General features: G+C 70.0%; 20 protein-coding genes and 1 riboswitch. Of the genes, 11 read left to right on the forward strand and 9 right to left on the reverse strand.

What is annotated here, in order from left to right:
* Positions 1–8: 8 nt before the first annotated feature.
* On the reverse strand, positions 9–2,603 hold the full coding sequence (gene hrpB, locus WI697_RS06990; RefSeq protein WP_345957941.1) for an ATP-dependent helicase HrpB: 2,595 nt from the start codon (positions 2,601–2,603) through the stop codon (positions 9–11).
* A gap of 8 nt (positions 2,604–2,611) precedes the next feature.
* On the reverse strand, positions 2,612–3,346 hold the full coding sequence (locus tag WI697_RS06995) for an SIMPL domain-containing protein (RefSeq protein ID WP_296711796.1): 735 nt from the start codon (positions 3,344–3,346) through the stop codon (positions 2,612–2,614).
* Between the two features lie 322 nt (positions 3,347–3,668).
* Between WI697_RS06995 and WI697_RS07000 the strand changes: the two genes are divergently transcribed.
* From WI697_RS07000 to WI697_RS07025, 6 genes are all read left to right on the forward strand, one after another.
* Positions 3,669–4,256 carry a PRC-barrel domain-containing protein gene (locus tag WI697_RS07000; protein WP_345957942.1) on the forward strand — a complete coding sequence of 196 codons (588 nt, stop codon included), beginning with the start codon at positions 3,669–3,671 and terminating at the stop codon, positions 4,254–4,256.
* Between the two features lie 166 nt (positions 4,257–4,422).
* Positions 4,423–4,644, forward strand: a riboswitch (cobalamin riboswitch).
* Between the two features lie 105 nt (positions 4,645–4,749).
* On the forward strand, positions 4,750–6,645 hold the full coding sequence (locus WI697_RS07005) for a TonB-dependent receptor plug domain-containing protein (RefSeq protein WP_345957943.1): 1,896 nt from the start codon (positions 4,750–4,752) through the stop codon (positions 6,643–6,645).
* 18 nt (positions 6,646–6,663) lie between these two features.
* Positions 6,664–8,136 (forward strand): cobyric acid synthase, encoded by a 1,473-nt coding sequence (locus WI697_RS07010; RefSeq protein ID WP_345957944.1) that lies wholly within the window; start codon positions 6,664–6,666, stop codon positions 8,134–8,136.
* Positions 8,133–9,206, forward strand: coding sequence for a threonine-phosphate decarboxylase CobD (gene cobD / locus WI697_RS07015; RefSeq protein ID WP_345957945.1), 1,074 nt, complete (start codon positions 8,133–8,135; stop codon positions 9,204–9,206). Before WI697_RS07010 ends, cobD begins: the two co-directional genes overlap by 4 nt.
* 83 nt (positions 9,207–9,289) lie before the next feature.
* Positions 9,290–10,966 (forward strand): glycoside hydrolase family 17 protein, encoded by a 1,677-nt coding sequence (locus tag WI697_RS07020; protein ID WP_345957946.1) that lies wholly within the window; start codon positions 9,290–9,292, stop codon positions 10,964–10,966.
* 204 nt (positions 10,967–11,170) lie between these two features.
* A complete protein-coding gene (locus WI697_RS07025; protein WP_062763769.1) occupies positions 11,171–12,079 on the forward strand; it encodes a cation diffusion facilitator family transporter in 909 nt (302 codons plus the stop codon).
* On the opposite strand, the gene WI697_RS07030 is transcribed toward WI697_RS07025, so the two are convergent.
* On the reverse strand, positions 12,069–13,073 hold the full coding sequence (locus tag WI697_RS07030) for an AraC family transcriptional regulator (protein ID WP_345957947.1): 1,005 nt from the start codon (positions 13,071–13,073) through the stop codon (positions 12,069–12,071). The two genes, WI697_RS07025 and WI697_RS07030, sit on opposite strands and share 11 nt — an antisense overlap.
* Before the next feature lie 181 nt (positions 13,074–13,254).
* Between WI697_RS07030 and WI697_RS07035 the strand changes: the two genes are divergently transcribed.
* The 3 genes from WI697_RS07035 to WI697_RS07045 all read left to right on the forward strand — a co-directional run bounded on the left by WI697_RS07035 (position 13,255) and on the right by WI697_RS07045 (position 16,787).
* Positions 13,255–14,559: a spinster family MFS transporter gene (locus WI697_RS07035; RefSeq protein WP_345957948.1), complete on the forward strand. Its 1,305-nt coding sequence runs from the start codon at positions 13,255–13,257 to the stop codon at positions 14,557–14,559.
* A 5-nt stretch (positions 14,560–14,564) separates the two neighbouring features.
* Positions 14,565–15,746, forward strand: coding sequence for a M24 family metallopeptidase (locus WI697_RS07040; protein ID WP_345957949.1), 1,182 nt, complete (start codon positions 14,565–14,567; stop codon positions 15,744–15,746).
* Positions 15,747–15,890: 144 nt separating this feature from the next.
* Positions 15,891–16,787 carry a pirin family protein gene (locus WI697_RS07045; RefSeq protein ID WP_014744868.1) on the forward strand — a complete coding sequence of 299 codons (897 nt, stop codon included), beginning with the start codon at positions 15,891–15,893 and terminating at the stop codon, positions 16,785–16,787.
* 4 nt (positions 16,788–16,791) lie between these two features.
* On the opposite strand, the gene aguA is transcribed toward WI697_RS07045, so the two are convergent.
* On the reverse strand, positions 16,792–17,922 hold the full coding sequence (gene aguA / locus WI697_RS07050) for an agmatine deiminase (protein ID WP_345957950.1): 1,131 nt from the start codon (positions 17,920–17,922) through the stop codon (positions 16,792–16,794).
* 62 nt (positions 17,923–17,984) lie between these two features.
* Positions 17,985–19,079: a glucokinase gene (locus tag WI697_RS07055; RefSeq protein WP_345957951.1), complete on the reverse strand. Its 1,095-nt coding sequence runs from the start codon at positions 19,077–19,079 to the stop codon at positions 17,985–17,987.
* A 198-nt stretch (positions 19,080–19,277) separates the two neighbouring features.
* Between WI697_RS07055 and WI697_RS07060 the strand changes: the two genes are divergently transcribed.
* Entirely contained in the window at positions 19,278–21,083 is a 1,806-nt protein-coding gene (locus WI697_RS07060) for a calcium-binding protein (RefSeq protein ID WP_345957952.1), read from the forward strand.
* Positions 21,084–21,087: 4 nt separating this feature from the next.
* Here WI697_RS07060 and WI697_RS07065 read toward each other — a convergent pair whose 3' ends face one another.
* Complete coding sequence (locus WI697_RS07065) at positions 21,088–21,474, reverse strand: hypothetical protein (RefSeq protein WP_197465235.1); 387 nt, start codon at positions 21,472–21,474, stop codon at positions 21,088–21,090.
* Positions 21,475–21,800: 326 nt separating this feature from the next.
* Here WI697_RS07065 and WI697_RS07070 point away from each other — a divergent pair, with 326 nt between their 5' ends.
* On the forward strand, positions 21,801–24,467 hold the full coding sequence (locus WI697_RS07070) for a glycosyltransferase (protein ID WP_345957953.1): 2,667 nt from the start codon (positions 21,801–21,803) through the stop codon (positions 24,465–24,467).
* A 148-nt stretch (positions 24,468–24,615) separates the two neighbouring features.
* Here WI697_RS07070 and WI697_RS07075 read toward each other — a convergent pair whose 3' ends face one another.
* The 3 genes from WI697_RS07075 to WI697_RS07085 are packed head-to-tail and all read right to left on the reverse strand — an operon-like array spanning position 24,616 to position 26,608.
* Positions 24,616–25,773 (reverse strand): energy transducer TonB, encoded by a 1,158-nt coding sequence (locus WI697_RS07075; RefSeq protein ID WP_345957954.1) that lies wholly within the window; start codon positions 25,771–25,773, stop codon positions 24,616–24,618.
* Positions 25,770–26,198, reverse strand: a complete 429-nt coding sequence (locus WI697_RS07080; RefSeq protein WP_296711752.1) for an ExbD/TolR family protein — start codon at positions 26,196–26,198, stop codon at positions 25,770–25,772. Before WI697_RS07080 ends, WI697_RS07075 begins: the two co-directional genes overlap by 4 nt.
* Positions 26,195–26,608 (reverse strand): ExbD/TolR family protein, encoded by a 414-nt coding sequence (locus WI697_RS07085; RefSeq protein ID WP_345957955.1) that lies wholly within the window; start codon positions 26,606–26,608, stop codon positions 26,195–26,197. The genes WI697_RS07080 and WI697_RS07085 overlap by 4 nt, the downstream gene beginning before the upstream one ends.
* Positions 26,609–26,617: the final 9 nt, after the last annotated feature.

Consider the following 26,617-nt stretch of genomic DNA (forward strand, 5'->3'; position numbering starts at 1 on the left):
CGCGCGGCTCAGCTGCCGCGCGGCTTGGCCCGATGGGTCGCGACCGCACCGGTCGGATCCTCGGGCCAGGGATGTTTGGGATAGCGGCCGCGCAGCTCCGACCTGACCTGGGCGTAGCTGCCGGTCCAGAAGCCGGCGAGGTCGGCGGTCACCTGGACCGGCCGGCCCGCCGGCGACAGCAGGTGGACCAGCAGCGCCACCCGGCCGTCGGCGACCCGCGGGCCTTCGGCCGCGCCGAACATCTCCTGCAGCTTCACCGCCAGCACCGGCGGATCGCTCGCATAGTCCACCGCATGGCTGCGGCCCGACGGTACGGTCACCCGCTCCGGCGCCGCCTGATCCAGCCGGCTGCGCTGGCGCCAGTCCAGCAGCCTGAGCAGCGCGCCCTTGAGGTCGATCCGGGCAAGATCGTCCAGCCGCCGCACCCGCCCCAGATCCGGCCCCAGCCAGTCGTCGAGCCTCGCCAGCAGGCCGTCATCCGACACATCCGGCCAGCCGGCCCCGGGCCCGTCGATCCGGGCCAGGAAGGCGATACGGGCCCTCAGCGCCTTCGCCGCCTCGCTCCAGTCCAGCCGATCGAGGCCCAGCCCGCGCACCCCTTCGGCCACCGCCGCGGCATGATGCTCGGGCGCAAGCTTCGCCAGCGGCTTCGCATCGATGACCAGCTGGCCCAGCCGCCGTTCGCGTGCCGCCACCAGGCCGCCGGATCGCTGGTCGAATTCCACCCGGTCCACCGTGCGGATCTCGTCGGCAAAGCTCTCCACGATCTCAGCCGGGGTGATCCGGGCGGCGAGAAAGGCGCGAACGTCGCCCCCACCCTGCGCGCCCCCCCCACCCTGGACACCACCGCCGGTCGTTGCGACCGCAAGCCAGTCTTCCGCCGCCAGCGGGTCCAGAGGGTCGAGCGCGACACCGCCGCCGCCCATCAGCCGGAACACCGCATCGCGCCCGCGCGCCTGCGCCAGCCGTTCGGGATAGGCCAGCGCCACCAGCTGGCCAAGCGAGGGCGGTTCCGCCCCATCCGGCACCTGCGGCTTCGGCAGTCGCCGCTCCAGCGCCCGGGCACCATCGCGCAGCCGGGCAAGCGTGCCACGGTCGACCACCGCCCCATCGGCACCGCCCATCGGGTCGCGGCCTTCCGCCACCAGGGTCAAGCGCCGGGCAAGATCGGCATCGGCGCGGGCGCGCTTGAACGGGTCGCGTTCGGCCAGGATCTGGGCCAGGCGCGCCGCCTCTCGCCCGGCCCCCCGCCTGGCCCCCTCGATCGCCAGATGGGCAAGCCGCGGATGCAGGCCCAGCTCGGCCATCGCCCGGCCATGGCCGGTCACGCGCCCGGCCTCGTCCAGCGCCCCCAGACGGCCCAGCAGCTCCCGCGCCTGGCCCCAGGCGGCCGCCGGGGGATGGTCGGCAAAGGCCAGGGCGCGGGTATCGTCCACGCCCCAGACCGCCAGTTCCAGCGCCAGCGGCGCCGGGTCGTCGACGGTGATCTGCGGGGCGGCAAAGCCCGCCAGGGCGCGGGTCTCCGCCTCGGGCCACAGCCTCAGGCAGATCCCTTCGGCGACACGGCCGGCGCGGCCGCGGCGCTGCTCGGCCTCGGCGCGCGACACCCGCATCGTCTCCAGCCGGCTCATGCCGGTCGACGGGTCGAAACGCGGCCGGCGGGCGAAGCCGCCATCGATCACCACGCGCACGCCTTCGATCGTCAGGCTGGTCTCGGCGATCGCGGTCGCCAGCACCACCTTGCGCCGCCCGGGCGCCGAAGGCCGGATCGCCCGGTCCTGCGCCTCGGCGGTCAGCTCACCCGCCAGCGGCAGGATATCGACCGCGGGCCCGCCGGCGCCGGCCAGAAGTTCGGCGGTGCGCGCAATCTCTCCGGCCCCCGGCAGAAAGGCCAGGATGTCGCCCGGCTCCGCCGCCAGCATCCGCCGCACCGCCCCCGCCATGGCGGGGGCCAGGTCGCGCAGCTCCGGCCGGCGGTCGTCATGGATCACCGTCACCGGGAACATCCGGCCCTCGGCCCGCAGCCGTTCGGCCCCACCGATCAGCGCCGCCACCCGTTCGGCATCCAGAGTCGCCGACATGGCGATCAGCCGCAGATCGGGGCGCAGGGCCTGTTTCGCCTCCAGCGCCAGCGCCAGGCCCAGATCGCCGTCCAGGCTGCGTTCGTGAATTTCGTCGAAAATCACCGCCGCCACGCCCTGAAGCTCAGGGTCGCCCTGGATGCGGCGGGTGAAGATGCCCTCGGTCACCACTTCGATCCGGGTCCGGGGGCCGACCTTCTGGTCCAGCCGGACCCGGTAGCCCACCGTCTCCCCCACCGCCTCGCCCAGCATCGCGGCCATCCGTGCCGCCGAGGCGCGTGCCGCCAGCCGGCGCGGCTCCAGCATCAGGATGCGCCCCTCTGCCGCCCAGGGGGCATCCAGCAGCAGCAGCGGCACCGCGGTGGTCTTGCCGGCACCCGGCGGCGCCTCGATCACCAGATCGCGGCCCTGATGGAGGGCCTCGCGGATCGGGCGGGCAAGCTCCGCCACGGGCAGCGACCGGATCGCACGGGCGATCCGGTCGGGCAGTGAGAAATCAGGCAGGGGCGCGTCCGACGTCAAGGCGGGGGTCAGTCTTCCAGGAAGAAGTCGATGGTCGTCACCACCCGCACCGTCTTCGTCACCTGGCGGTTCTCGGGCATGTTCGGGATGTCGGTGGCGGGCAGAATCTGGAACAGCCCCTGAGAGGCATTGCGGATCGCGCCGACATGGCTGCCGCTGTCGGTCGCGAACTGCGCGGCACCGTCGCGGGCATTGGCGGTCGCCTCGGCGATCATCCCGGGCTTCAGATCGTTGAGCTTCGTGAAGATATAAGACGGGCCGCTGCCCCAGGCGCCCATGTCGTTGGACAGCACCACCCCGGCCTCGACCAGATCGCCCACCTTCTGCGATGCGGCCTCAACCTTGTCGACATCGGTGGTCCGCACCGACACCGTCTGCGCCACGATATAACGCACCTCGACCGGGCCCGAGCGATAGAGCTGCGCGTTCTGGTCGGTCACCTCCAGGCTCAGCATCTCGATCGTCTCGGCCGGCAGGCCGGCATCGGTGAAGAAGCGCTTCACCGTCTCGGTATCGCGTTTCAGCTGGCCCAGCACCTCGTTCAGATCGTTGCCGGAAGCGACATAGCGCAGCGACCAGACCGCCAGGTCGGCCTTCACCTCACGCTCCGCCAGGCCCTTCACCTGGACGGTGCGGTTGCCGAGCCGCGCCTCGACCACACCCTGGCCGACCAGCCAGCCGCCGGCGGCAATGCCCACCGCGATCACCGCGGCACCGGCCAGTCCCAGAACGTCCATACGCATCGGCAGATCTCCTGCGCAGAAATTCGGCCCCGCGGGGGTTGCGGGCAGCCGTCGTCCCTCCTGCGCCGGAGCCTGCGACGCGCCGCGGCCTGCGTCAAGCACGGCCGCGACACCATGCCGACACGGGGGAGGCCCGATCCGGCCCTTCTGACATCGCCCGCTCACAGCCGGGGGCTGCTTCATCATCTTCTACCAGTATTCGAAGACCAAACCTCACATGATTATGCCACAGCGCAGCACTTAACAATTTTCGCTCAAGTTCCCAGATCATTGGAGAAGGCAAGAGAACTTGCCGGATCGCCGAACACAGGAGTAATTGACCATGTTCAAGTCCATGCGCGGCACGACCTCGGCTCTTGCGATCATCGTCGGTCTGGGCGCCGTCCCCCTCGCGGCCGGCAGCGCACTGGCACAGGCCGCCTCGCCGGGTGCGGCCCCCACGGAACAGCAGGCCCCGGCCGGTAGCGGTATGGGTGCCGGCAGCGCGGCGGCCCCGTCGGGTGCGATGCCCGCAACCCCGCCGGCCAGCGGTGGTGACACGGCCGAGGCCGAGGATCCGCAGCCCTCGGATACCCTGCTCTCCAGCGACACCGTCGTCCGGACCCCGGATGGTGAGGAAGTTGCCGAGCTTCAGGGCGTGATCTTCGGCACCGACGGTCAGATCACCCATGCGGTGCTCGCCTATGGCGGCGTGCTGGGCTTCGGTGCCAAGGAAGTGATGGTGCCCTGGGATCAGCTGAAGGCAGAGCCGGCCGAACAGGCCCTGGTCGCCTCGGTGACGCCCGAGCAGCTGGAGCAGATGCCGGCCTTCAAGTCGCAGGAAGCCGTGAAGAGCGATGCTGATGCCGCCACCGGCGCCCAGCCGATGAGCACCACCCCCGCCCCCACCACCGCCCCCTCGGGCGGCTGATCCGGGCCGACCGTGAACGACGACCATGACTGACTGACGACGGTCTTCCCCTGGACCACCGACGTTTCCTCCCGAACGTCTCCCTGCCTGATCACTTCGGGCGCCATCCTCCCCCCGCGAGGATGGCGCCCTTCTTTCGTGCCGCTTGCCCCGGGGCATCCCGGTCTTTATGGTGCGGGGCGACGGTTCCGTGCCGCCTTTCCCCGGAAAGGCGGCCGGCGAAGAGGGAACGCGGTGCGGCGCCAGGGCGCCCAGGCCGCGGCTGTACCCGCAACTGTAGGCGGTGAGCCCACCCCCATGACAGCCACTGGCGGTAACAGGCCGGGAAGGCCGGGGGTCCGGGCCTGGACCCGCGAGCCAGGAGACCTGCCGTCGCCACCCCGCGTATCGCGCGGTCGTCGGGCGGGCATGACCGGCGGCAGGGAGATCCGGACAGGTGCCGGCCATCCCGTTCGCGTCGGTGCGCCAGCCATCGCGGGACCACGCCAGACCCATGACCGCCGCCGTCCGCCTGTTTCTGCTCGGCACCGCCCTTGCCGCCACCACCGGTGCCGTCCCGGCATTCGCCGATGACGAAAAAACCCGTCAGACCCTGACACCGCTGGTGGTGACCGCCACCCGCACGGCCGTCGACCCCGCCACCGTCGGCAGTTCGGTCACGGTGATCGACGGCGAGGAGCTGCGCCGTGCCGGCACCGTCTTCGTGGTCGATGCGCTGCGCCGCGCGCCCGGCGTGTCGTTCAGCCGCACCGGCGGCCCCGGTGCCGCGACCAATCTCAGGCTGCGCGGCACCGATGACAGCCAGACCAAGATCCTGATCGACGGGGTGGAGGTGAACGACCCGGCCAGCGCCAGCGGGGCCTTCGATCTCGGCCGGCTGCTCGCCGACGATGTCGACCGGATCGAGGTGCTGCGCGGCCCGCAGAGCGCGCTTTACGGCGCCGATGCCATGGGCGGGGTGGTCAACATCGTCACCCGTCGCGGCCTGCGCAATGGCGGCACCGGCGTCGAGGGCGATGCCTCGGCGGAATACGGTGCCTATCGCAGCCGGCGGCATTCGGCGGCGCTGCGCGGTGCCGGCGAAGGCTGGGACGGCGCCGTCTCCATCGTCGACTTCCGCACCGAGGGGTTTTCGCGCCTGGAAGGCGGGCGCGAGGATGACGGTTTCACCGGCACACAGATCGGCCTCAGCGGCGGGCTGACCCTGAGCGACCAGTTCGCGATCGAGGCCACCGGCACGGCCGCCCGCACCTCGGCCGATTTCGACCCGTCGCGTAAGCCCGAGGCACCGGGCGAGAACGAGGCCGACAGCCTGAGCGGCCGGGTGACCGCCATCGCTACCCTGTTCGACGGCCGGGTTGAAAACCGCACCACCCTCTCGGGCTCGCGGCTCGACCGCAGTTCGAAGGACCCGACCTCGCGCTTTTCGGTCCGCACCGATTTCGACGGCCGGCGGACCGGGATCGAGAATCAGACCGACATCACCGTCGACGGCCATGACGACGTGGCCACCATCGGCCTCTCGCGCGAGCACGAGGCCGCCTCGATCGGCGATGCGAAGGCGGCCGGTGATCCGGTGATCAACACGCTCTCGGCCGATGCCGATACCACCGCGATCTTCGGCCAGTACCGGGCCGGGCTCTGGGACCAGCTCTATCTGACCGCCGGTGTCCGCCGCGACGATCATTCGGCCTTCGGCGCCCACACCACCTGGCGCTTCACCGGCGCCTGGATCGTGCCTGGCACCGGCACCACGCTGCGCGGCAGCTGGGGCACCGGCTCCAAGGCGCCGTCGCTCTACCAGCTCTATCACCCGACCTATGGCGATGCGGATCTGGAGGTGGAGAAAAGCCGGGGCTGGGATATCGGCATCGAACAGCGCCTCGTCGACGACGCGCTGACCCTGGGGCTGACCTGGTTCCGTAACGACATCCGCAATATGCTGAGCTTCGATTCCGCCGCCAGCCGCTACCGCAACACCGCCCGCGCCCGCACCGAGGGGCTGGAGGCGACGGCGAAGGCGGTGCCGGCCGACTGGCTTACGCTTCAGGCGGCCTATACCTATCTCGAGACGACGGATCTGGAGACCGGCGCGGCCCTGCCGCGCCGTCCGCGCCACACCCTGTTCGCCGCCGCCGATGTCTATCCGCTGGACGGCACCCGGATCGGCATCGAGGCATCCCATGTCGGCGCCCAGGTCAATTCCGCCAGCCGGCCGACCAAGATCCGCCGCTATACCATCATGGGGATCAATGGCGACCACCGCCTGACCGACGCGGTCACCGCCTATGCCCGGCTCGACAACGTCTTCGACGTGGACTATCAGGAAGTGGACGGCTACGCCACCCCTGGTCGAAGCCTCTATCTCGGCCTGCGGGTCGCCTTCTGACATTGGGAGACGCCGCCGATGGCAAGCTGCCTGATGGTGATGGGCACGGGATCCGACGTCGGCAAATCGCTGCTGGTGGCGGGGCTTGCCCGCATCGCGGTGCGCCGCGGGCTGAAGGCGCTGCCGTTCAAGCCGCAGAACATGTCGAACAATGCCGCCGTCACCGCCGATGGCGGCGAAATCGGCCGCGCCCAGGCACTGCAGGCCCGTGCCGCCGGCGTGCCGCTTTCGGTCGACATGAACCCGGTCTTGCTGAAGCCGCAGACCGATATCGGCGCACAGGTGGTGGTGCAGGGCCGCATGGCCGGCACGGCGCGCGCCGCCGAATATCGGGGCTGGCGCGACCGGCTGATGCCGAAGGTGCTGGAAAGCTTCGCCCGTCTCGCCGCCCGGTCCGATCTGGTGCTGATTGAAGGCGCGGGCTCGGTCTCGGAGGTCAATCTGCGCGCCGGCGACATCGCCAATATGGGCTTCGCGACCCGCGTCAGGGCGCCGGTGGTGCTGGTGGGCGACATCGATCGCGGCGGGGTGATCGCCCAGATGGTCGGCAGCCATGCGCTTCTGCCGGAAGATGAGCTGTCGCTGATCAAGGGCTTCATCATCAACCGGTTTCGCGGCGATGTCCGCCTGTTCGACGGCGGCCTGACTGAAATCGAGACCCGCACCGGCTGGAAGAGTTTCGGGGTGGTGCCCTGGCTGCCCGCCGCGGCGCGGCTGCCGGCCGAAGATGCGGTGGCGCTGGACACGCCGCGCGATCCGGGGCCCGGGGGCCTGAAGATCGCCGTGCCGATGTTCGCCCGCATCGCCAATTTCGACGATCTGGATCCGCTGAAGCTGGAACCGCAGGTGGCGCTGACCATGGTGCCGCCCGGCCAGCCCCTGCCGGTGGCCGATCTGATCGTGCTGCCCGGCAGCAAGGCGACGATCGCCGATCTCGCCTTCTTCCGCGCCCAGGGCTGGGATGTCGACCTTGCCGCCCATGTCCGCCGCGGCGGCCGGGTGATCGGCATCTGCGGCGGCTATCAGATGCTGGGCCGGGTGATCGAGGATCCGGACGGCATCGAGGGGCCGGCGGGCGCTGTGCCGGGCCTCGGCCTGCTCGACGTCGAAACCCGGCTCGGCGGCGACAAGGCGCTGATCGAGACCACGGGTACGGAGATCACCACCGGCGCGGCCGTGCGCGGCTATGAAATGCATGTCGGTGTCACCACCGGCCCCGGCACGGCGCGGCCGATGCTGCGTCTGGCCGACGGCCGCCCCGACGGCGCCACCGGCCATGACGGCCGGGTCGCCGGCTGCTATCTCCACGGCCTGTTCGGCGCCGACGGCTATCGCGCCGCCCTGATCGAGGCGCTGACCGGCCGCCGGCCGGTGCCGGTCGACTATGAGGCGTCGGTCGAGGCCGCCCTCGATGCCCTCGCCGACCATCTGGAAGCGGCACTCGACATCGAGGCCCTGTTCGCGGCCGCAGCCCGGCCGGTGCTGCCATGACCGCCGCGCACCGCGATCACGGCGGCCGGCTTGCAGCCATGGCGGCCAGCCATCCCGCGGCGCCCAGGCCCTGGATCGATCTCAGCACCGGCATCAACCGCGACCCCTATCCCTTTGATCCAAGAGATATCCCGGCCGATGCCTGGACGCGGCTGCCCGATGGCGACCTGATCGGCCCCTGCCTCGATGCCGCCGCCCGCTTCTACCGCGCCCCCGGCCCCGACCATCTCTGTGCCGGCCCGGGATCGCAGGCGCTGATCCAGGCCCTGCCCTTCGCCGTGCCCCGGGGTCGGGTCGCCGTGCTCGGCCCCACCTATAACGAGCACGGGCCTGCCTGGGAACGCGCCGGCCATGCCGTTATGGTCGAAACCGATCCCGACCGGCTGACGGCACCCGGTATCGACACCGTGCTGATCGTCAACCCCAACAATCCCGACGGCCGGGTGACCGGCCGCGACGAGCTGCGCCGGCTGGCGCGGCTGATGGCCGATCGCGGCGGCCGGCTGGTGGTCGACGAGGCCTTCGCCGAGATCACGCCCGATGCCTCGGTCGCCGATCTGGCCGGGCCCGGGCTGGTGGTGCTGCGCTCTTTCGGAAAATTCTTCGGTCTCGCGGGGTTGCGGCTGGGTGTTGCGATCGCGGATCCGGCAACCGCCCTGCGCATGACCGATCATCTGGGCCCCTGGGCCGTCTCGGGCCCGGCACTTGCGGTGGCCGCACGCGCCTATGACGACACGGCCTGGATCACCGGGACCCGGGCCCGCCTCGCCGCAGGGGCCGACCGGCTCTCGCGCCTGCTTCATCGCAGAGGCCTTGTCCCGGTTGGCCAGACCGATCTTTTCGTCACCGTCGATGCCGGCAGCCGGGCGCGGGCGGCGGCGATCCTGGACCGGATCGCCACCCGCCACGGCATCCTGATCCGCGACTGGCCGGGCCCCGTCACCCTCCCGGCCCAGGCCGGCTGGCTGCGCTTCGGCATCCCGGCCGAAGACGACGCGCACGGCCGCCCCGGCGAATGGGCGCGGCTGGAAGGCGCGCTCGCCGATGCCGCGTCACACACGGAAGGCTGACAAGACACCCGGTTTCGGCTAACGATGTTCGGTCGGGGCGCATGGTCGGTCCTGCCCCCGCCCTTTAGGAGAACTGCCGAGCGATGTCGTCGCGCCTGATCGGACTGGTCGCCTTTGTCGTCACCGCCGCGATCGCCTGGGGCTTCTGGTCATGGGCGAATGCGCCCGTGGAGCTGCCGGACGTTCCCAACGCTCACGTCGCCTGCACCTCCTATGCCCCCTTCCGGGGCCGCCAGACGCCCCATAACGAAAGCTTCGTGGCCCCGCCCGAGCAGATCGCCGAGGACATGGCGATCCTGAAATCGGTCACCGACTGCGTGCGGCTCTATTCCGCCCGCCAGGGGCTGGAAGAGGTGTCGGTGCAGGCCGCCCAGCTGGGCATGAGCGTGCTCCAGGGCATCTGGATCGGCGCCAATCCCCAGAACAACCAGATGGAGATCGACGCGGCGCTCGACGTCGTCGCGCGCAATCCGCAGGCGGTCAAGGCGGTCATCGTCGGCAACGAGGTGCTGCTGCGCCGGGAACAGTCGCCGGAGAACCTGCGCAAGCTGATCCGCGAGGTGAAGGCGCGCACCGACAAGCCGGTGACCTATGCCGATGTCTGGGAATTCTGGATGAAGAATCGCGACCTCGCCGACGAGGTCGATTTCGTCACCGTCCATATCCTGCCCTATTGGGAAGACGAGCCCGTCTCGATCGACGATGCCATGGCGCATCTCCGCCGGATCATCGACGAGGTCAAGGCCGCCTTCCCGAACAAGCCGATCATGATCGGCGAGACCGGCTGGCCCAGCGAAGGCCGCACCCGCGGCCCTGCGGTGCCGAGCCTGGTCAATCAGGCGAGCTTCATCCGCGACTTCATCCCCCTCGCCCGCAATCTGGGCGTCGATTACAACCTGATCGAGGCGTTCGACCAGCCCTGGAAACGGGTGCAGGAAGGCACGGTCGGCGGCCATTGGGGCCTGGTCGACGAATATCGCGAGCAGAAATTCCCGCTGACCGGCCCGGTGGTCGAGATGCCGAACTGGCACTGGCTGGCGGCCGGCGGCATCCTGGTTGCCGGCCTGCTGATGATCGCCGCCGGCCGGCGGATCCCCGATCACGAAATCGACGAGCATCTGGGCCGCGAAATCGCGGGCTGGGTATCGGCGGTCACCGCCGCCCAGCTGGCCGGCGCCACGCTGCTGCTCTCGATCGATCATCTGTCGCTGGTCAATCGCGGCCCGGTGGAATGGGCGATCGGCATCGGCCTCTGGCTGGTCTCGGCGGTCACCGCCGTGGTGCTGGCGCGCCGCTGGGCCGGGCCGGCCGAAGCCCGGATCCAGCCGGCCCCGGTGATCGAGGTGCTGCGCGCGCTGCGCCGCCCGCTCGGCATCGACTGGCTGGGCGCGGGCGACGGCCCCCGCGGGCTGCGCCTCGGCCTGCTCAAGGGTCTGGCAGCGGTGGCCGTCGCCATCGCCATGATCGGTCTCGCCCTCGACCCGCGCTATCGGGACTTCCCGATCGTCACCTTCCTGATCCCGGCGATCGGCTGGGCGGTGGATGCGCTGATGCCGGTGGCCGGCCGCGCGCGCACACCGCGGCTGCGGCTGAAGATCGAAGAGGCGCTGCTGGCGCTGATGATCGGCGGCGGCGCGCTTGCGGTCGCCATCGGCGAAGGGCCCGAGAATGGCGAGGCGCATCTCTGGGCGTTGATCGGCCTGGTTTTTGCCGCGGCGGTTGCCGTGGCGCCGCGCCGCAGCCAGTCCGACAGCGTCTGAGCCGCACCCGCCGGGCGGGAAACAGTCATCAACCCGTCGCACTTCGCGCTTTCGCCCACCGCGCCTTTTGACGCATCATCGGTTGGGATGGCAGGGGGGCCATCCGCCGGGGCCGGTTCGCCGGCACCGCAGGGGTCTGCCGGTGGGGATCGGCATCCCCTGGCGGCCGGAAGAACAACGACCCGTTCACCGGGAGACGTCAGTATGTCTATCATGTCGCCAGCCGAGCGGGCACGCGAACGCGCGGTTGCGATCGCAGTTCTGGCAGACCTTGCCCTTTGCGGGCCGTTCGTGGCGGTTGCGATCTGGTCGGGCTCGCTCACCATGATCGCCGACGGCGTGCGCGGCACGCTGCTGATCTGCGTGGGGCTGGTATCCTATGCCACGCTGCGCAACATCAACCGCCGCCGCACCGGCAATTTCGAATACGGCACCGCCAAGCTGGAACAGGCGGTCTCCATCCTGATCGCGATGATGCTGGTCGTGGCGGCCTGTTTCATCATCTACAAGATCGCGACCAAGGTGCCGGCAGCGTCGGAAACCGGCAATGCCGCCTATCTCGCCACCTTCTTCGTGACCTTCAACCTGTTTCTGAACACCGCCCAGATGCTGTCGCTGCGCCGCGCGGCCCGCGATGGCGCCTCGATCATCGTGGTGTCGCAATATCGCGCCCGGATCGCCAAGACCATCGGCTCGGTGGTGGTGGTCGGCTGCGTGGCGCTGGACCAGCTGGCCGGCGACATGATGCTGTCCTACTGGGCCGATATCGTCGGCTCGACGGTCGTTGCCGTCATCATGCTCACCACCACCTATGGCATGCTCAAGGAAGCCATGCCCGACCTGCTCGACCGCTCTCTGGCAGAGCCGATGCAGATGGAAATCAACAAGGTCCTGGCGCAGTTCTTCGACGAATATGACGACATCATCCGGGTCCGCAGCCGCCGGCTCGGCAATGGTGCCGAGGTCGAGATCACGCTGACCTTCGAAGGTGACCGCCCCTTCTCGCAGATCGCCGGCATCCTGGACCGGATGCGCGCCGCCCTCACCCAGGCCCTGCCGGGCGCGCAAATCGTTCTGGTGCCGCAGCCGGCCGGCCATCACGTCATGGCCTGATCGCACGCCCTCGCCCGTCCACGCCCGCTCGCCTGTCCGCGCCCGGCGGATGGCCGAAAAAGGCGGTATAGGCCCGGCCGAACGCCGCCTGGCCTGAGAATCCGACCAGGGCCGCCACGTCGACCAGACCATGGCGGCCCTCGCGGATCATCCGCCGGGCCGCCTGCATGCGGTGGCGCTTGCCATAGTCATGGGGCGTGCAGCCGAAGCGCGCCACGAATCCCGCCGCCAGCCGGTTGTGGCTGATGCCCACCCGTCGCGCCAGGTCGCGAAAACCGGGCGGGTCGGCCAGTTCCCGCCGCAGGATGTCCGCCGCCCGTTCGATCTGCATCTCGTGGCGGGTCCGGGCCGGCACGCCGTCGGCGGCGCGGCGTGGCCCCGCCGCGGCCGCCATCACGCCCGCCGCCTCGATCATCAGCTCGTGCAGTTTCAGGCTCTCATAGGCCCGGGCCAGCGCCGCCGGCCGGGGCGGGCCGTCGATCAGCGCGTCCATCACCGCATGCATGGCGGGCGTCATCGTCACCGACAGGCCGAAGGGGGCCTCCAGACCCCCGTTCAGCAGATCGGTGAAGGCCGGCAGCCGGCCGGTGCGGTCGGGGAACAGCACCGCCGCCGCATGGGCGGGCGGAACCCAGAAGGCGGCATAGCGGATCGGCCGCCCTGCCCGCCAGCGCCGGATCTGGCGGCTGCCGGCCGGAAACAGCCCGATATAGAGCGTGCCGCCGCCATGGCGCTCGATGCCATGGGCGGTGATCCGGCGCCGCCCGCCGCCGGTCTGGACGAACTGGATGCTGACGGTGTCGTCCATCACATGGCGCAGGGTCAGATCGGCGGTCAGCCGTCCGTCCAGCCACCAGCCGACGATGCCGCCCGGCATGATCTCGAACCGGCTCCGCCCCTCGAAAGGGGCCGCTTCCATCAGCGGCATGCCGGCCTCCAGCGCCGCCACCACCGCCCGCTGATCGGTCCAGGGCGTGCCAATCCCCGCCGCCATCCACCTTCTCCCGGTGACCATCCACCTTCTCCCGGTGAACTTTGCATCCGGTCTCGTATCAGCGTATGCAGAGGGACGAAATGCAAAATCTTCGTGCATCCCTGGAAAGACGCCGGGCCGACCCGCGCGCCACACTTCCCTCAACCCGCCATCAAGGCGGCAGACAGGGAGCACAACGACAATGACGGCATCAGACGGAATTGCGACTCGACCGACGATTGCACAGGGGGCCGGGCTCGCGCTTGCGCTGCTCGGCCTGATCAATCTTTTCAACTATATGGACCGGGTTCTGTTCTCGGTCCTGCTGGAGCCGATCAAGGCCGAGCTGGGCTTCAGCGACGCGCGGATGGGCCTGCTCGGCGGCTTCGCCTTTGCACTGTTCTATGCCGTGTTCGGCCTCGCCATGGGCCGGCTCGCCGACCGGACCAACCGGGTGCGGGTGATCGCGGTATCGCTCGCCCTCTGGAGCCTCGCCACCGCCGCCTGCGGCCTGGCCCGCAACTTCATCGGCCTTTTCGCCGCCCGCATGACGGTGGGCGTGGGAGAGGCCGGCTGTGTGCCCTCGGCCCATTCGCTGATCGGCGACCTGTTTCCGCCCGAACGCCGCGCCTGGGCGGTCTCCGTCTTCACCGGCATCGGCTCGCTCGGCAGCATGATCGGCCTGGTGGTCGCGGCCGCGCTGGTCGCGGAACATGGCTGGCGGATGGTCTTCTTCTATTTCGGCCTGCCGGGCCTGGCCCTCGCCCTGATCATTCCGCTGGTTCTGCGCGAACCGCCCCGCGGCCGCTTCGACCAGGGCGGCAGCGCCCGCCCCCCCGCGCTCCGACCCCCCGCGCTCCGGCAGGCGCTGGTCGAGCTGCTGGGCTCGGCCGCGGTGGTCCACCTGCTGATCGCGATCCCCTTCTTCTACGTTACCGTCGGCCTCGCCACCTGGATCCCGGCCTTTTTCCAGCGTGTCCACGGCGTCGGCATCGCCGAATTCGGCCGGAGCGGCGGGCTGGCCCTCGGGCTCGGCGTGCTGATCGGTACCTTTGCCGGCGGCTGGCTCGCCAACCGGCTGATCCGCCGGGCGCGATCGTGGGAATTCCGTCTGCCGGCACTGGCGGGTCTGGTCTCGGCCCCGCTTTTCGCCGCCACCTTCCTGGTGGGCGATACCGGCCTCGCCTATGGCCTGCTCTTCCTGGCCTTCCTGGTCTCGGGCCTCGGCATGGGGCCGTCGATGTCCTGCATGCAGGTCGTGGCCGGGCCCCATATCCGGGCCACCGCCATCGCCTTCATGGTCTTCGCCACCTCGATCATCAGCTATGGCGGCGCGCCGGCCCTGGTCGGGCTGATCAGCGATCTGGCGCTCGCCCACGGCCTCGCCACCGATGCCGGCGCCTCGCTGCGCCTGGCGCTGATCGTCACCCTGCTGCCGCCCCTGATCAGCGGCCTGTTCTTCCAGGCCGCGCTCAACCGCCGCCGCCGCATCGATCCGGAGCTTTGAGCCTCATGACCGCCGACGCCCGCCCCGCCCCCATCACCGGCGCCCCGCCGCTCTCCGAGATCACCGGCCGTGTCGACCGCCTGCGCACCGCCATGGAGCTTGCCGGCATCGATGCCCTGGTCCTCACCAACCCCGACAGCGTCTATTACCTCACCCATTTTGCAAACTTCGTCCACGAACGCCCTTTCATCCTTGTGGTGACGGGCCAGGGCCCGCTGCGCTTGATCGTGCCGGCGCTCGAAATCCCCCATGTCCGCATCCGCAGCCTGGGTGCGATCGACTGTATCGCCTATCGCGAATTCCCCGCCCCTGCCGGCCAGGGCTGGGATGATCGCCTGACCGGGCTGCTCGCCCCCGGCCTCAAGGTCGCGGTCGAACCCGACTGCCCGCTCTTCGTCGCCGGGCGGCTGGCGGCCGCCGGCCATGATCCGGTACCGGCCGCCCTGGTCGAGGATCTGCGGATGGTGAAATCCCCCTGGGAGATCGGCCGGCTGCGCCATGCCGCCGATCTGGTCTCCGACGCCCATGCCGCCCTGCTCGCCATGGCGCAGCCGGGGCTGAAGGTGATCGAGATCCACGGCGCGCTGTCCCGCCGGATGACCGGCGCAGCCCTTGCCGCCAATCCGCATCTAAACCTGCTTGCCTGCAATTTTGCCGCGGTGGCCCAGCCGCCCGAGGTCTCGCACGATCCGCACAACTTCACCGACCTGTTCATGGCCCTGGGCCGGGGCGGCCCGCATGTCAGCGTCATCGCCTGCCGGGCCGACGGCTATGCGGCGGAGCTTGAGCGGACCTTCTTCCTGGGGGAGGTACCGGCCGCCGCCAGGCCCGCTTTCGGCGCGATGGCAGAGGCCCGGGCGCTGGCCTTCGACCTGTTGAAGCCCGGGGCGTCGATGGCCGCGATCGACGAGGCGGTCAATGCATCGCTGATCCGCGCCGGCCATGGCGATCACCTGCTGCACCGCACCGGCCATGCCTTCGGCGTCACCGGCCACGAGGCGCCCTTTCTGGCCGAAGGCTATCACCGGATCGTCGAGGCCGGCCAGGTGTTCAGCATCGAGCCGGGCATCTATATCGAGGGTCTGGGCGGCTTCCGCCATTCCGACACCGTGCTGGTGACCGAAACCGGCTGCCTGTCGCTGACCAGCGCCCCGGACCGGCTGGAAGATCTGGTGGTCCCGGTGTAAGCCGCCCGCCGCATCGTTTCCATCTGCGCGACGGAGCGTTGCAATTCTACGGTCTTCGGAAACAGTCTCCGACACCCTATCTTGGATCGGGAAGACAGGGCGGCGCCGGTGCGCCGCCCGCAGCCATTCGAAAGGGTGTGCCCGATGACCGCCACCACCACCCTCACCTCCTCGCCCCGGCCCGCGGATGCCACGACCGGTCGCCACGTCACGCAGGTGGTGGTCGGCCGTGCCGTCTCCGATGGTGACGGGGTCAAGCTCAAGCGGGTGATCGGTCAGCCGTCGCTCGACATGCTCGACCCGTTCCTGATGCTCGACGAGTTCGGCTCCGACGATCCGGGCGCCTATATCGGCGGTTTTCCCGCCCATCCGCATCGCGGCTTCGAGACCGTGACCTATATGCTCGCCGGCCGCATGCGCCATGCCGACAATGCCGGGCACAAGGGCGTGCTGGTGCCGGGCGGCGTGCAGTGGATGTCCGCCGGTCGCGGCATCATCCATGAAGAGATGCCCGAGCAGACCGAAGGCCTGATGCGCGGCTTTCAGCTGTGGGTGAACCTGCCCGCGGCGGAAAAAATGGCGCGCCCCGCCTATCGCGAATTCGGGCCCGAGAGCATCCCCGCCGCCGCCCTGCCCGGCGATGCCGGCACGGTCAAGGTGATCGCGGGCGAGGTGTTCGGCACCACCGGCCCGGTGGCCGGCGTCGCCAGCGACCCGCTCTATGTCGATATCGAGCTGGTGCCGGGCGGCGAGGTGGAACTGCCGGTCCCTGCCGGCCACACCGCCTTCCTCTACGTCTACGACGGCGCGCTGATCGCCGGCACGGGAGAAGCGGCGCGGCCACTCGGGACCGCACGCCTGGCGGTTCTGGGCGGGGATGGCGGGCTCGGCCTCGCCAACGCCTCGGACCAGCCCGCCCGGGCGATCCTGGTCGCCGGTCGGCCGATCGGCGAGCCGGTCGCCCGCTACGGCCCCTTCGTCATGAACACCGAAGCCGAGATCATCCAGGCGATCGACGACTACCGTCGCGGCCGCTTCTGATCGGTTACGACCGGCGCCCCCGGCGCGCCGGCACCTGCTGGGTGATGCAATGAATATTGCCGCCGCCCAGCAGGATTTCGCGCCCGGGCACGCCCAGGATCTCCCATCCCGGACAGGCGGCGGCGATCGCATCGGCCGCCGCCTGATCGCGTGCGGGATCCAGCAGCGGCATCACGATCCGCCGCCGGCCCGATGCCGCCCCGTGGGCCATCAGGAAATTGACGTAAGACCCGGCCAGGCGATCGCCGGCCCGGCGCGGCTGGCTGCCGGGCACGACATCCACCCCCGCCGCTTCTTCTGCGATCAGGACAAGGGGGCCCGGCTGATGCACCCGGTGCACGGTCAGTCGCTGGCCGCGTGCATCGCGTGCTTCGGCCAGCAGCGCCTCGGCCTCGGCCGAGCGTTCCCATTGCGGATCACCGCGATCATCGGTCCAAGTCAGGCACACCACGCCCGGCGCCACCACATGGATCAGGTTGTCGACATGGCCGGTGGTTTCGTCCAGGAACACCCCGCGCGGCAGCCAGATCACCTGCTCGGCGCCCAGCGCCTGGCCCAGCGCCGCCTCGACCGCCGCCCGCCCGTCGGGGCCGTTGCGGCCGGGGGAGAGCAGGCATTCGGCGGTGGTGAACACGGTGCCCTCGCCATCGCTGTGGATGGCGCCGCCCTCCAGCACCACCGGCGCCCGCCAGCTGCCATCGGCATCGATCTCCGACACCTTGGCCGCCACCAGATCGTCCTGGTCCCAGGGGAAATACAGCCCGTCATGGAGGCCGCCCCAGGCGTTGAACCGCCAGTCGATGCCAAGCCGCCCGCCGGCACCATCGATCACGAAACTGGGGCCGACATCGCGCATCCAGGCGTCGTTGGTGCTCATCTCCACCAGCCGGACATGGCTCGGCAGCCGGGATCGGGCGTTCGACCACTGCCGGGCCGAGACCACCACCGTCACCGGCACCGCCCCGGCGATCGCCGTTGCGACCGCGGTGAAGGCCGCCTGGGCCGGCTTGGCGCCCAGCCGCCAGTTGTCCGGCCGCTCCGGCCAGATCATCCAGCAGCCATCCTGCGGCGCGAATTCGCCGGGCATGCGGAAACCGCGCGCCGCCGGCGTCGGACTTGCCTGGTCGCCGGTCATGGCGTCCCCCTTCCGCTTCTGGTCCCCTCGGTCAATCTGGCCCCCTCGGTCAAAGGGCCCGGTCAGTCGAAGACCGGCCCCGCCTCCCGTGCCGCCACCGCATCGGCGATGCCGGTCAGCCCCGCAAAGGCCAGATCGTCTCCGGCCGGCGCCAGTTCCAGCGGCACATTCGCGAGATAGGCCGAAAACCTGCCCTTGGCCCTGAACCGCACCGCCGCCCGCCGCCGGTCGAACAGCCCGCCCAGCCGATGCAGCAGATCGCCCGAAAGCACCACGCCCCCGCGCGCGCCAGTCGCGATCGCCAGATCGCCGGCCACCGCGCCCGCCCAGCCCGAGAACAGTTCGAACGCCTCCCGTGCCCCGGCATCGCCGGCAAGGGCCGCCTCCGTCACCGCCTCAGCTTCACCGCGGACAGGGGCCAGGCCGCGCACCGCGGCCACCGCCGCGGCCAGCCGCGGCAGGCCATGGCCGGAAACGAGATCCTCGGCCGAGACGTGATCATTCACCCCGGCCGTGCCGGGCAGCGGCCGCGCCGCCTCGATCACCGCCCATTCGGCGGCAGTTTCCGCCGCCAGCGTCACATGCCCGCCTTCGGCCGGCACCACCTGCGGCAGCCCGCCACGCCCGGGCAGGATCAGCGCGGTGCCGAAGCCGGTGCCCAGCCCGATCAGCAGCCGCGGTGCCTCGTCGTCGGGCGTGCCCGGCGCCACCATCTCGCGCGTGCCGCCCGCCCCCAGTGCCAGCCCCATCGCCTGGGCCGCCAGATCATTGACCATCGCAATGCCGCGCAGGCCCAGCGCCCGTGCAATGGCGGCGGAGGAGATCGCCAGCGCCGGATGATTGGTCAGCCGCGCCTGTCCCGCCCCATGATCGATCGGGCCCGCCACGGCGATGGCCAGCGCCGCCGGCACCCGGCCGGCCGCCTTCAGCCAGACCCGGCGCAGCAGATCGGGCAGATCCCCGATCTCGTGGGTGGCGAAGCGGCCGAGCAGGACGGTCCGGCCGCGGCCGTCACGCCGGGCGATGCGCAGATTGGTACCGCCCAGATCCGCGATCAGCAGATCGGGCTGCGGCCGTGGTGTCGCTGGCCGCTCCGTCTTCGAACCGCCCCGCTGCGGGCGCCCCGGCTGCGAGGGGCTGCCGTCGGGAAAGCGCATCGCATCAGATCCTTCTTGAAAGCGCCGCCACCCGGCCCTTCATACCCTGCCACCCCGGCACTGCCTAGCCCGGAAGGCCGTGGACCGGGTGATTGACGTTTACGTAAACGTCATTGACCGCGCCGAGGCCCCGCCTCTAACATAACCTTTGGTTGATAAAAAGACGCCGGACCCCCTGGTCACGGCTGAGGAGGGGAAATGCCGATCTTCACCTATAAGGGCGAGGACGCCCGCGCCGATATCGAGACCGCCTTCGGTCTTGCCCGCAATGCCCAGTTCGCCGCCTTCAATGCCCTCGCCGGCGTCATCGGGGTGGTGGCCGAAGCCGGCGGTGGTGATCCCGACCTGCCCGCCGGCTGGCGCGCCGTCACCGCCGCCGAACTCGGGCTTTCCGCCGATCGGGTCGATGCCTATGGCAACTTCATCGGCCAGACCTCCAGCAGCCCGCAGGCCCGCATCCTGGCCGAGACGGCGGCTGATGGCAGCATCACCCGGCTGGCGGTCGCCTTCGCCGGCACCAGCGATGCGGGGGATGTGGTCGACTATCTGGATCTGGTCGATGCCGCCTATGTCGATGAATTCGCCTATCTTCTGGAGGCCACCGCCGGTTTCGCGGGCGATATCGGCCTGACGGGCGCCGACGTGCTGGTCACCGGCTACAGCCTGGGTGGCGCGGCCGTGAACAATCTGGCCGAACGCCGCGGGGAACTGGCGGATGGCTTCTATGCCGATGCCGATTATTTCGGCTTCTCCTCGCCGACGATTTATGACGACCCGGATGTGGTGCTCAATTTCGGCGCCGAGAACGACGTGGTCTACCGCATCATCGGCACCTCCGACGGCTCGGTCGGCGAAGGCCTGCTCGAAGCGCTGATCAACGAGGATCAGAGCTTCGCAAGTTCGGCCGACAACATCGTGCTGTTCAACGATTTTTACGCCAACCCGCTGTCGCCCTACGGCCCCTTCGGCATCCTGAACATCGCGGGCGGCTGGAACGCCCATGTCACCGGCATCCTGTCGGAACCGGCGGTGAGCGTGATCGGCCGGTCGAGCTTCTATGATCAGATCACGACCGACAGCGTGGTGGTGATCTCGCAATTGAGCGACCTGCTCCGCGGCACCGTCTGGGTGGAGGATGCGCCGCGCGCCACCTCGGATCACCACGGCGCGCCCGCCTTCATCCTGGGCACCGATCAGGCCGATCGCCTGCGGGACGGCCGGGGCGGCGACTTCCTCGACGGCTTCGGCGGCGATGATCTGGTGGCGCTGTCCACCGGCAACGACACGGTCGCGGGCGGCGCCGGGACCGACCGGGTGGAGATCGCGGGCGACGCGTCGGACATCACCGCGCTGCGCCTCGGCGACGGCACCGTCTTCCTCTATGACGAAACCGGCACGCTCGGGCTCAAAGAGTTGCGCTCGGTCGAGCGGGTGGATTTCGACGGCTGGTTCCAGTCCTTCGACCTGGGCGCGGACGGGCTCGACAACCGGTCGTGGTTCGGGGCGGATATCGCCTGGGCCGGCCATAGCGAGGGCAGCGGCACCGCCGACACCCTGGCGGGCACCGCCGGCACCGACCGGATCTTCGGCCTGGCCGGCGACGACGTCCTGGCGGGGCTCGGCGGCCGGGACCTGCTCCATGGCGGGGCCGGCGGCGACCGGCTCGACGGCGGCGCGGGCGATGACGCCCTGTTCGGTGCCGCGGGCGACGACGTGCTGATCGCCGGCACCGGCAATGACCGGCTGTCGGGCGGCACGGGCAGTGACCGTTTCGACTTCTCAGCCGGCATCGCGGGCGTCAACCGGATCACCGATTTCAACGCCCATGCCGACGATCACGATCTGATCGTGCTCGACGCCGATCTCTTCGCCTCGGCCGAGGCCGCCCGCGCGGCCTTCATCCGCCTCGGCGGTGATGCCGTCCTCGTCACCGCCGCCGGCAGCATCATCCTTGACGGCGTGCAGCCGGGCGGGCTGACCGCGGCGGACTTCCTGCTGGCATAAGGGGTTATCCCCGGCTGCGGAACAGCCGCAACAGGGCGAAGACCGCGGCCGGGGCCGCAGCGCCGGCATTGTAGAGCGCGAAGGCGAAGATCGAGAGCACCAGCCCCGCCAGCGCCAGTTTCTGGCCCAGCGGATGGGCGATGATCAGGGCTGCGATCGACACCACAAGGGCGGCGCCGCCGATCACGCCCATGTTGAAGGCTTCCAGCAGCAGCTGCCGGGGGCCGCACCACAGCGGGCGCGCCTCGGCGGCGCAGGCCCACGTCAATGCCTCGGGCTGGACCACTTCCACCCTCAACCACAGGGCCAGAAGGATGGTTGCGGCGATCCCAAGACCAGCGAGGGGCAGAAACAGGGCGGAGGGATGTTCGCGGGACATATCTTGACACATGGCTATGCACGTTCCGCTGTTGTGTGGCCCGGGGCGGAGCATATATAACTCGTAACCGACGCGGGGCTGCGTCGGAACTAAAAAAGAAACGAGGACAGGTCGGGCGTGGCGAAGCCCGGTTTCCTTTGAGGTAAAGCTGGAAGTGGAAGGAACGACGCAAGCCGTCTAAAAAGACGCATGTCGTTCCGTCCGGTGATCGAAAGAGATCAGCGGGCGCAGCCTTCAAGTGCACTCAAAAGACAAATGGTTGGCTCGTGGCGCACTCCATTCCGGGGCGCGCCGTTTTTCCGTGGCATCACTTGGGACGCAAGATCGTGCCGAACGACATGCCTGCTGAACCGACCAAGAAGACGCGCGGCAAGACGCGCGGCTGGATCGGCGCCATTGCCGTCACGGCCGTCATCGCGCTTGGCAACGTGGCCTTCTGGGCCCTCCCCAATCAGCACGAGCGGGAATTGCCCGCAGTGACCGAGCCCCTGCTCGGCGCCGCCTATTCACCCTTTCGTCCGGAGAATGATCCGAAGGCCGGCGAGGAGCCGACCGTCGATCAGGTCCGGGAAGATCTGGCGCTGGTCGCCACCCGGTTCCGCGAGATCCGGACCTATTCGGCCCTCGGCATCCAGGGGGCCGTGCCGGCCCTGGCGCGCGAGCGCGGCCTGAAGGTCACCATGGGCTCGTGGCTGGACAAGGACGAGGCCAAGAACGATCGCGAGATCGAGGCCCTGGTCCAGGGCGCCCGCCGGAACCCCAACGTCACCCGCGTGCTGGTGGGTAACGAGGCGATCCTGCGCGCCGACCAGACGCCCGAACAGATCATCGCCCGCATCCGCCAGGTGAAGAGTCAGGTCCGCCAGCCGGTGTCGACCGCAGAGCCCTGGCATGTGTGGCTTGAACATCCCGAACTCGGCCGTGCCGCCGACTTCCTCGCGGTCCATATCCTGCCCTATTGGGAAGGCCTGACCGTCGAGCAGTCGATCGACCACACGGTCGCTATGTACAACCGCCTGAAGCGGATGTATCCGGGCAAGCCGATCCTGGTTGCCGAGGCCGGCTGGCCGTCGGATGGCCGTGCCTTCAACAAGGCCGTGCCCTCGATTGCGGAAGAAGCCAAGTTCATCCGCCAGCTGGTCGCGCGCGCCAGGAAGGAAGGCATCAATTTCTACCTGATGGAAGCCTTCGACCAGCCGTGGAAGCGGTATGACGAGGGTGGCGTCGGTGCCTATTGGGGCTACTGGAATGCCGACCGTCAGCCGAAATTCGACCTGACCGGCCCGGTCGATCCGCTGCCGGCCTGGCCTGCCATCGCGCTGGCCGCGGCGCTGATCGCCCTGCCGCTGAACCTCACCTTCCTGGCGCGTCGTCGTGACATGTCGTGGACCGGCCGGCTCTCCTTCGTGGTGCTGGTGCAGGCTGCGGCAGCTCTGGTCGCCTGGGTCGGCTATCGCTTCGCCGTCCAGTACATGGACGTCTCGGGTGCGGTCGCGGGCGGCGTGCTCGCGGTGCTGATGGGCATGCTGGTCATCCTGCTGCTCTCCCAGACGCTGGAATTCGTCGAGGTCCTGTTCGCCCGCGGCCGTCGCCGGCCGAGCGAGCCGGTGGAAGCCGCTCCCGAAGGCTACCGCCTGCCCAAGGTCTCGATCCACGTGCCGGCCTATAACGAGCCGCCCGAGATGATGCGCGAGACCCTGGTCGCGCTCTCGCGGCTCGACTACCCGGACTTCGAGGTCCTGGTCATCGACAACAACACCAAGGACGAGGCCGTGTGGCGGCCGCTGGAGCGGATCTGCGCCGAACTCGGCCCCCGCTTCCGCTTCTTCCACGTCGCCCCGCTCGAAGGCTTCAAGGCCGGTGCGCTGAACTATGCGCTGCGCCACACGGCCGAGGATTCCGAGGTGATCGCGGTCATCGACGCGGACTACGTGGTCTCGCCCGACTGGCTGCGGAAGATGACGCCGCATTTCGCCGACGAGAAGGTGGGCTTCGTCCAGTCGCCGCAGGATCATCGCGACTGGCAGGAGCATCCCTTCAAGACCGCGACCAACTGGGAATATGCCGGCTTCTTCGACATCGGCATGGTTCAGCGCAACGATCACGATGCGATCGTCCAGCACGGCACCATGACCATGATCCGCCGCAAGGCGCTGGAGAGTGTCGGCGGCTGGTCGGAGTGGTGCATCTGCGAAGACACCGAGCTTGGCCTGCGCCTGATGGAGAACGGCTGGAGCTCGGTCTATTCGAACCACCGCTTCGGCTGGGGTGTCACCCCCGACAGCTTCATGGCCTACAAGAAGCAGCGCTTCCGCTGGGCCTATGGCGGCATGCAGATCATGCGCGGCCATCTGGGCTATATCCTGGGCCGCAAGCGCTCGGCGCTGAAGCCGATGCAGAAGTATCACTTCCTGGCCGGCTGGGCCGGCTGGGCGGCTGATGCCCTGGGTCTGATCATCGCCGTGCTGTCGGTTCTGTGGGGTGCCCTGGCCATCGCCTTCCCGGCGATCGTGGAACTGCCCTCCTCGCTGTTCGTCGTTCCGGCGCTTGCCGGCTTCGCGATCCGCACCATGCACATCATCGGCCTCTATCAGGGCCGCGTGAACTGCACCATCGGCCAGCGGCTGGGCGCCTGCCTTGCCGGTCTCAGCCTCAGCTTCACCATCGGCACGGCCGTGCTCTACGGTCTGATCACCAGACATCTGCCCTTCTTCCGCACGCCCAAGGCGGAGAATCAGCCGGCGGTGATGCAGGCCTTCCAGATGGCCCGCGCCGAAACCATCCTGGCGGTGGCCCTGGTGGGTGTCGCCATCGGCATCTCGATCGTCTATGCCCCCTTCGTCGAAAGCCGGTTCTGGGTGGCGCTGATGCTGCTGCAGGCCGCGAACTACGGCTCCAGCCTGGTGATGGCGCTGATCGCCGCCCTGCCCGCCCGCAAGACCCGTGCGGCCCGCAAGGCGGCCAAGGCCCAGCTGCTGGCGGCCAAGACCGGCCAGCATGCCTGACCTCTGACCACCATCCCGGATCCCGTCCCCGCCGTCGCCGGCTCTCCCCGGCGGCCGGGGCCGGAGGCAGGAAACCCCCGGCAGAGCCCGTGCTGCCGGGGGTTTCGCTTGTCTGGTCGGATGGGTGCCGGCGGCGCGGGAAGACCGCTCAGCGCAGCCGGAAGACGATCGGGATCACGAAGGTCTTGGTCCCGCCATCCAGCATCTCGGGCGGCGGTGCCGGCACGGGGGAGGCCGCCTCGATCATCCGCTCGGTCTCGCGATCCAGCGAGGAAATGCCCGAGGGCTGCAGGATCCGCCACGACACCACCTGTCCGGCACCGTCGATGGTGAATTCCAGCTGCACCGTCCCCTGCTGGTTGCGAAGCTGGGCTGATCGCGGATAGCGCCGGTGCCGTTCCAGCCAGGCCATGATCCGGGCGTTGTAGAGGTCGACCTCCTTGGGGTCGGCCACACCGTTGGAGCCACCCTGGCCACCGCCCGGCAGACCTGCCGCCCCTGCGACGCCGGCCGCACCGGCCAGGCGCCCCGGTATGCCCGCCGCCTGGGTGCCCGCCGGGCCCGTCTCGGGCGCTTCGGCTTCGGCGCCGGCGGCCGGCTTCGGCGCCTCGGTCGGCTGGGGCGCCGGCCGTGGTGCCGGGCGCGCAGGCTTCACCGGTGCCGGCGGCGGGGTGGGCTTGGCGCGCGGCATCACCGCCGCCATCTGCCGTACCTCCTGCGGGGTCGGCTGCGGCTCGGGTTCGGGCTCAGGTTCTGGCTCCGGCTCGGGTTCCGGTTCCGGCTCGGGTTCTGGCTCCGGTTCCGGCTCCGGCTCGGGTTCTGGTTCCGGGACCGGCTCGGGCTCGGGCTCAGGCTCCGGAACCGGCTCGGGCTCGGGCTCGGGCGGCGGGGTGACAGGCGCCTCTTCAACGGGCGGTGTCTCGGGCTCCGGTTCGGGCCCCGGCAGCTGCACGATCTCGGGCTCGGGCTCAGGCTCTGGTTCCAGTTCCTCGAGCGGCGGTTCTTCGACAACGGTGTCAGGAGGGGTGGCGTCGGGGGCGGCGGCCGCAGCCGGTTCGTCCATGGGCGCGGCATCGGGGGCATCGGGCGTGGCCACGCCACCGCCCTCGCCGCCCTGGCCGCCATCGCCACCGGCGCCGCCGAAGCCGATCACGATCGCGACCTCGCCGGGAATGCCGGCCGGCTCCACCGGCTGGTTCAGCAGCCAGATCGCGCCCGCGCCATGCAGGGCAAGCGCCGCCATCACCGCGGCGGTGACCGCCCGGCCGCCGGGCGCCTCCGCCGACTGCCGTTTGCGCTGCGTCATTTCGGCACCCGCTGCACCAGCAGCACCACGCCCGGGAATCCCGCCAGCCTTGCCGCTTCGGTCGCGGCGATCGCCGCCCCCGCCGGTGCCGCGGCATCGGTCTTCACCGCCAGCGGCTGCAAAGCCTGGCCGCGATCGGCGGCAGCCTGCACCGCGCGCGCCAGGTGTTCGCCCAGCGCGTCGCGGTCGAAGGTCTCGCCATCGAAGGCATAGCGGCCGTCGGCGCCGACCAGCAGCACACGCCGCCCCTCGGCGGCTTCCTTGCGCGCCTCGGCCGCGATCCGCGCCGGCTCGACCCGGAAGGCATCGCCCGCGGTGATGGTGCCGGCGACCATGAAGAAAACCAGCAGCAGAAACACGACGTTGATCAGCGGGATCAGCGCGTCGTCGCTGTTATAGGGGGCGCGTTGCCGGCGCAGTCTCATCGCGGCCGCACCTCCACCGAGGCCGCGCCCGATTGTCCGGCCGCTTCAAGCGCCGAGACGACCGCCTGCATGGGGGCAGCCTCCACCGGCCGCACATGCACCCGAAGGGTGGGGTCGGCCGCGGCACGGGCGGTCAGGCGCTGGGCAAGGCTTTCAGGGGTGACTACCTCGTCGTCGATCGACAGGGCGCCGTTGGCGGCCACGGCAACCACCACAAGGTTGCGGACGGTCGACGACGGCGGCGGCGGGGTTGCCTGAGGCCGGGCCTCGGGCATCACCACCTCCAGCACCCGCCAGTCGGCCAGCGACGAGGCGAGCATGAAGAACAGCAGCAGAATGAAGACCACGTCGATCAGCGGCGTCAGGCCGATGGCCAGGCCATGACGACGGCGGCTGCGGGTCAGGCGCATGAGATGTGC

Origin of the sequence: Tistrella mobilis (assembly GCF_039634785.1) — a bacterium.
Lineage (GTDB): Bacteria > Pseudomonadota > Alphaproteobacteria > Tistrellales > Tistrellaceae > Tistrella > Tistrella mobilis.

Bases quoted from the DNA above. Each gene is read 5' to 3' on its own strand.
- WI697_RS06995 (WP_296711796.1), bottom strand. From the start codon at position 3,346: ATGCGTATGGACGTTCTGGGACTGGCCGGTGCCGCGGTGATCGCGGTG.
- WI697_RS07000 (WP_345957942.1), top strand. From the start codon at position 3,669: ATGTTCAAGTCCATGCGCGGCACGACCTCGGCTCTTGCGATCATCGTC.
- WI697_RS07005 (WP_345957943.1), top strand. From the start codon at position 4,750: ATGACCGCCGCCGTCCGCCTGTTTCTGCTCGGCACCGCCCTTGCCGCC.
- WI697_RS07010 (WP_345957944.1), top strand. From the start codon at position 6,664: ATGGCAAGCTGCCTGATGGTGATGGGCACGGGATCCGACGTCGGCAAA.
- cobD (WP_345957945.1), top strand. From the start codon at position 8,133: ATGACCGCCGCGCACCGCGATCACGGCGGCCGGCTTGCAGCCATGGCG.
- WI697_RS07020 (WP_345957946.1), top strand. From the start codon at position 9,290: ATGTCGTCGCGCCTGATCGGACTGGTCGCCTTTGTCGTCACCGCCGCG.
- WI697_RS07025 (WP_062763769.1), top strand. From the start codon at position 11,171: ATGTCTATCATGTCGCCAGCCGAGCGGGCACGCGAACGCGCGGTTGCG.
- WI697_RS07030 (WP_345957947.1), bottom strand. From the start codon at position 13,073: ATGGCGGCGGGGATTGGCACGCCCTGGACCGATCAGCGGGCGGTGGTG.
- WI697_RS07035 (WP_345957948.1), top strand. From the start codon at position 13,255: ATGACGGCATCAGACGGAATTGCGACTCGACCGACGATTGCACAGGGG.
- WI697_RS07040 (WP_345957949.1), top strand. From the start codon at position 14,565: ATGACCGCCGACGCCCGCCCCGCCCCCATCACCGGCGCCCCGCCGCTC.
- WI697_RS07045 (WP_014744868.1), top strand. From the start codon at position 15,891: ATGACCGCCACCACCACCCTCACCTCCTCGCCCCGGCCCGCGGATGCC.
- aguA (WP_345957950.1), bottom strand. From the start codon at position 17,922: ATGACCGGCGACCAGGCAAGTCCGACGCCGGCGGCGCGCGGTTTCCGC.
- WI697_RS07055 (WP_345957951.1), bottom strand. From the start codon at position 19,079: ATGCGCTTTCCCGACGGCAGCCCCTCGCAGCCGGGGCGCCCGCAGCGG.
- WI697_RS07060 (WP_345957952.1), top strand. From the start codon at position 19,278: ATGCCGATCTTCACCTATAAGGGCGAGGACGCCCGCGCCGATATCGAG.
- WI697_RS07065 (WP_197465235.1), bottom strand. From the start codon at position 21,474: ATGTGTCAAGATATGTCCCGCGAACATCCCTCCGCCCTGTTTCTGCCC.
- WI697_RS07070 (WP_345957953.1), top strand. From the start codon at position 21,801: ATGCCTGCTGAACCGACCAAGAAGACGCGCGGCAAGACGCGCGGCTGG.
- WI697_RS07075 (WP_345957954.1), bottom strand. From the start codon at position 25,773: ATGACGCAGCGCAAACGGCAGTCGGCGGAGGCGCCCGGCGGCCGGGCG.
- WI697_RS07080 (WP_296711752.1), bottom strand. From the start codon at position 26,198: ATGAGACTGCGCCGGCAACGCGCCCCCTATAACAGCGACGACGCGCTG.
- WI697_RS07085 (WP_345957955.1), bottom strand. From the start codon at position 26,608: ATGCGCCTGACCCGCAGCCGCCGTCGTCATGGCCTGGCCATCGGCCTG.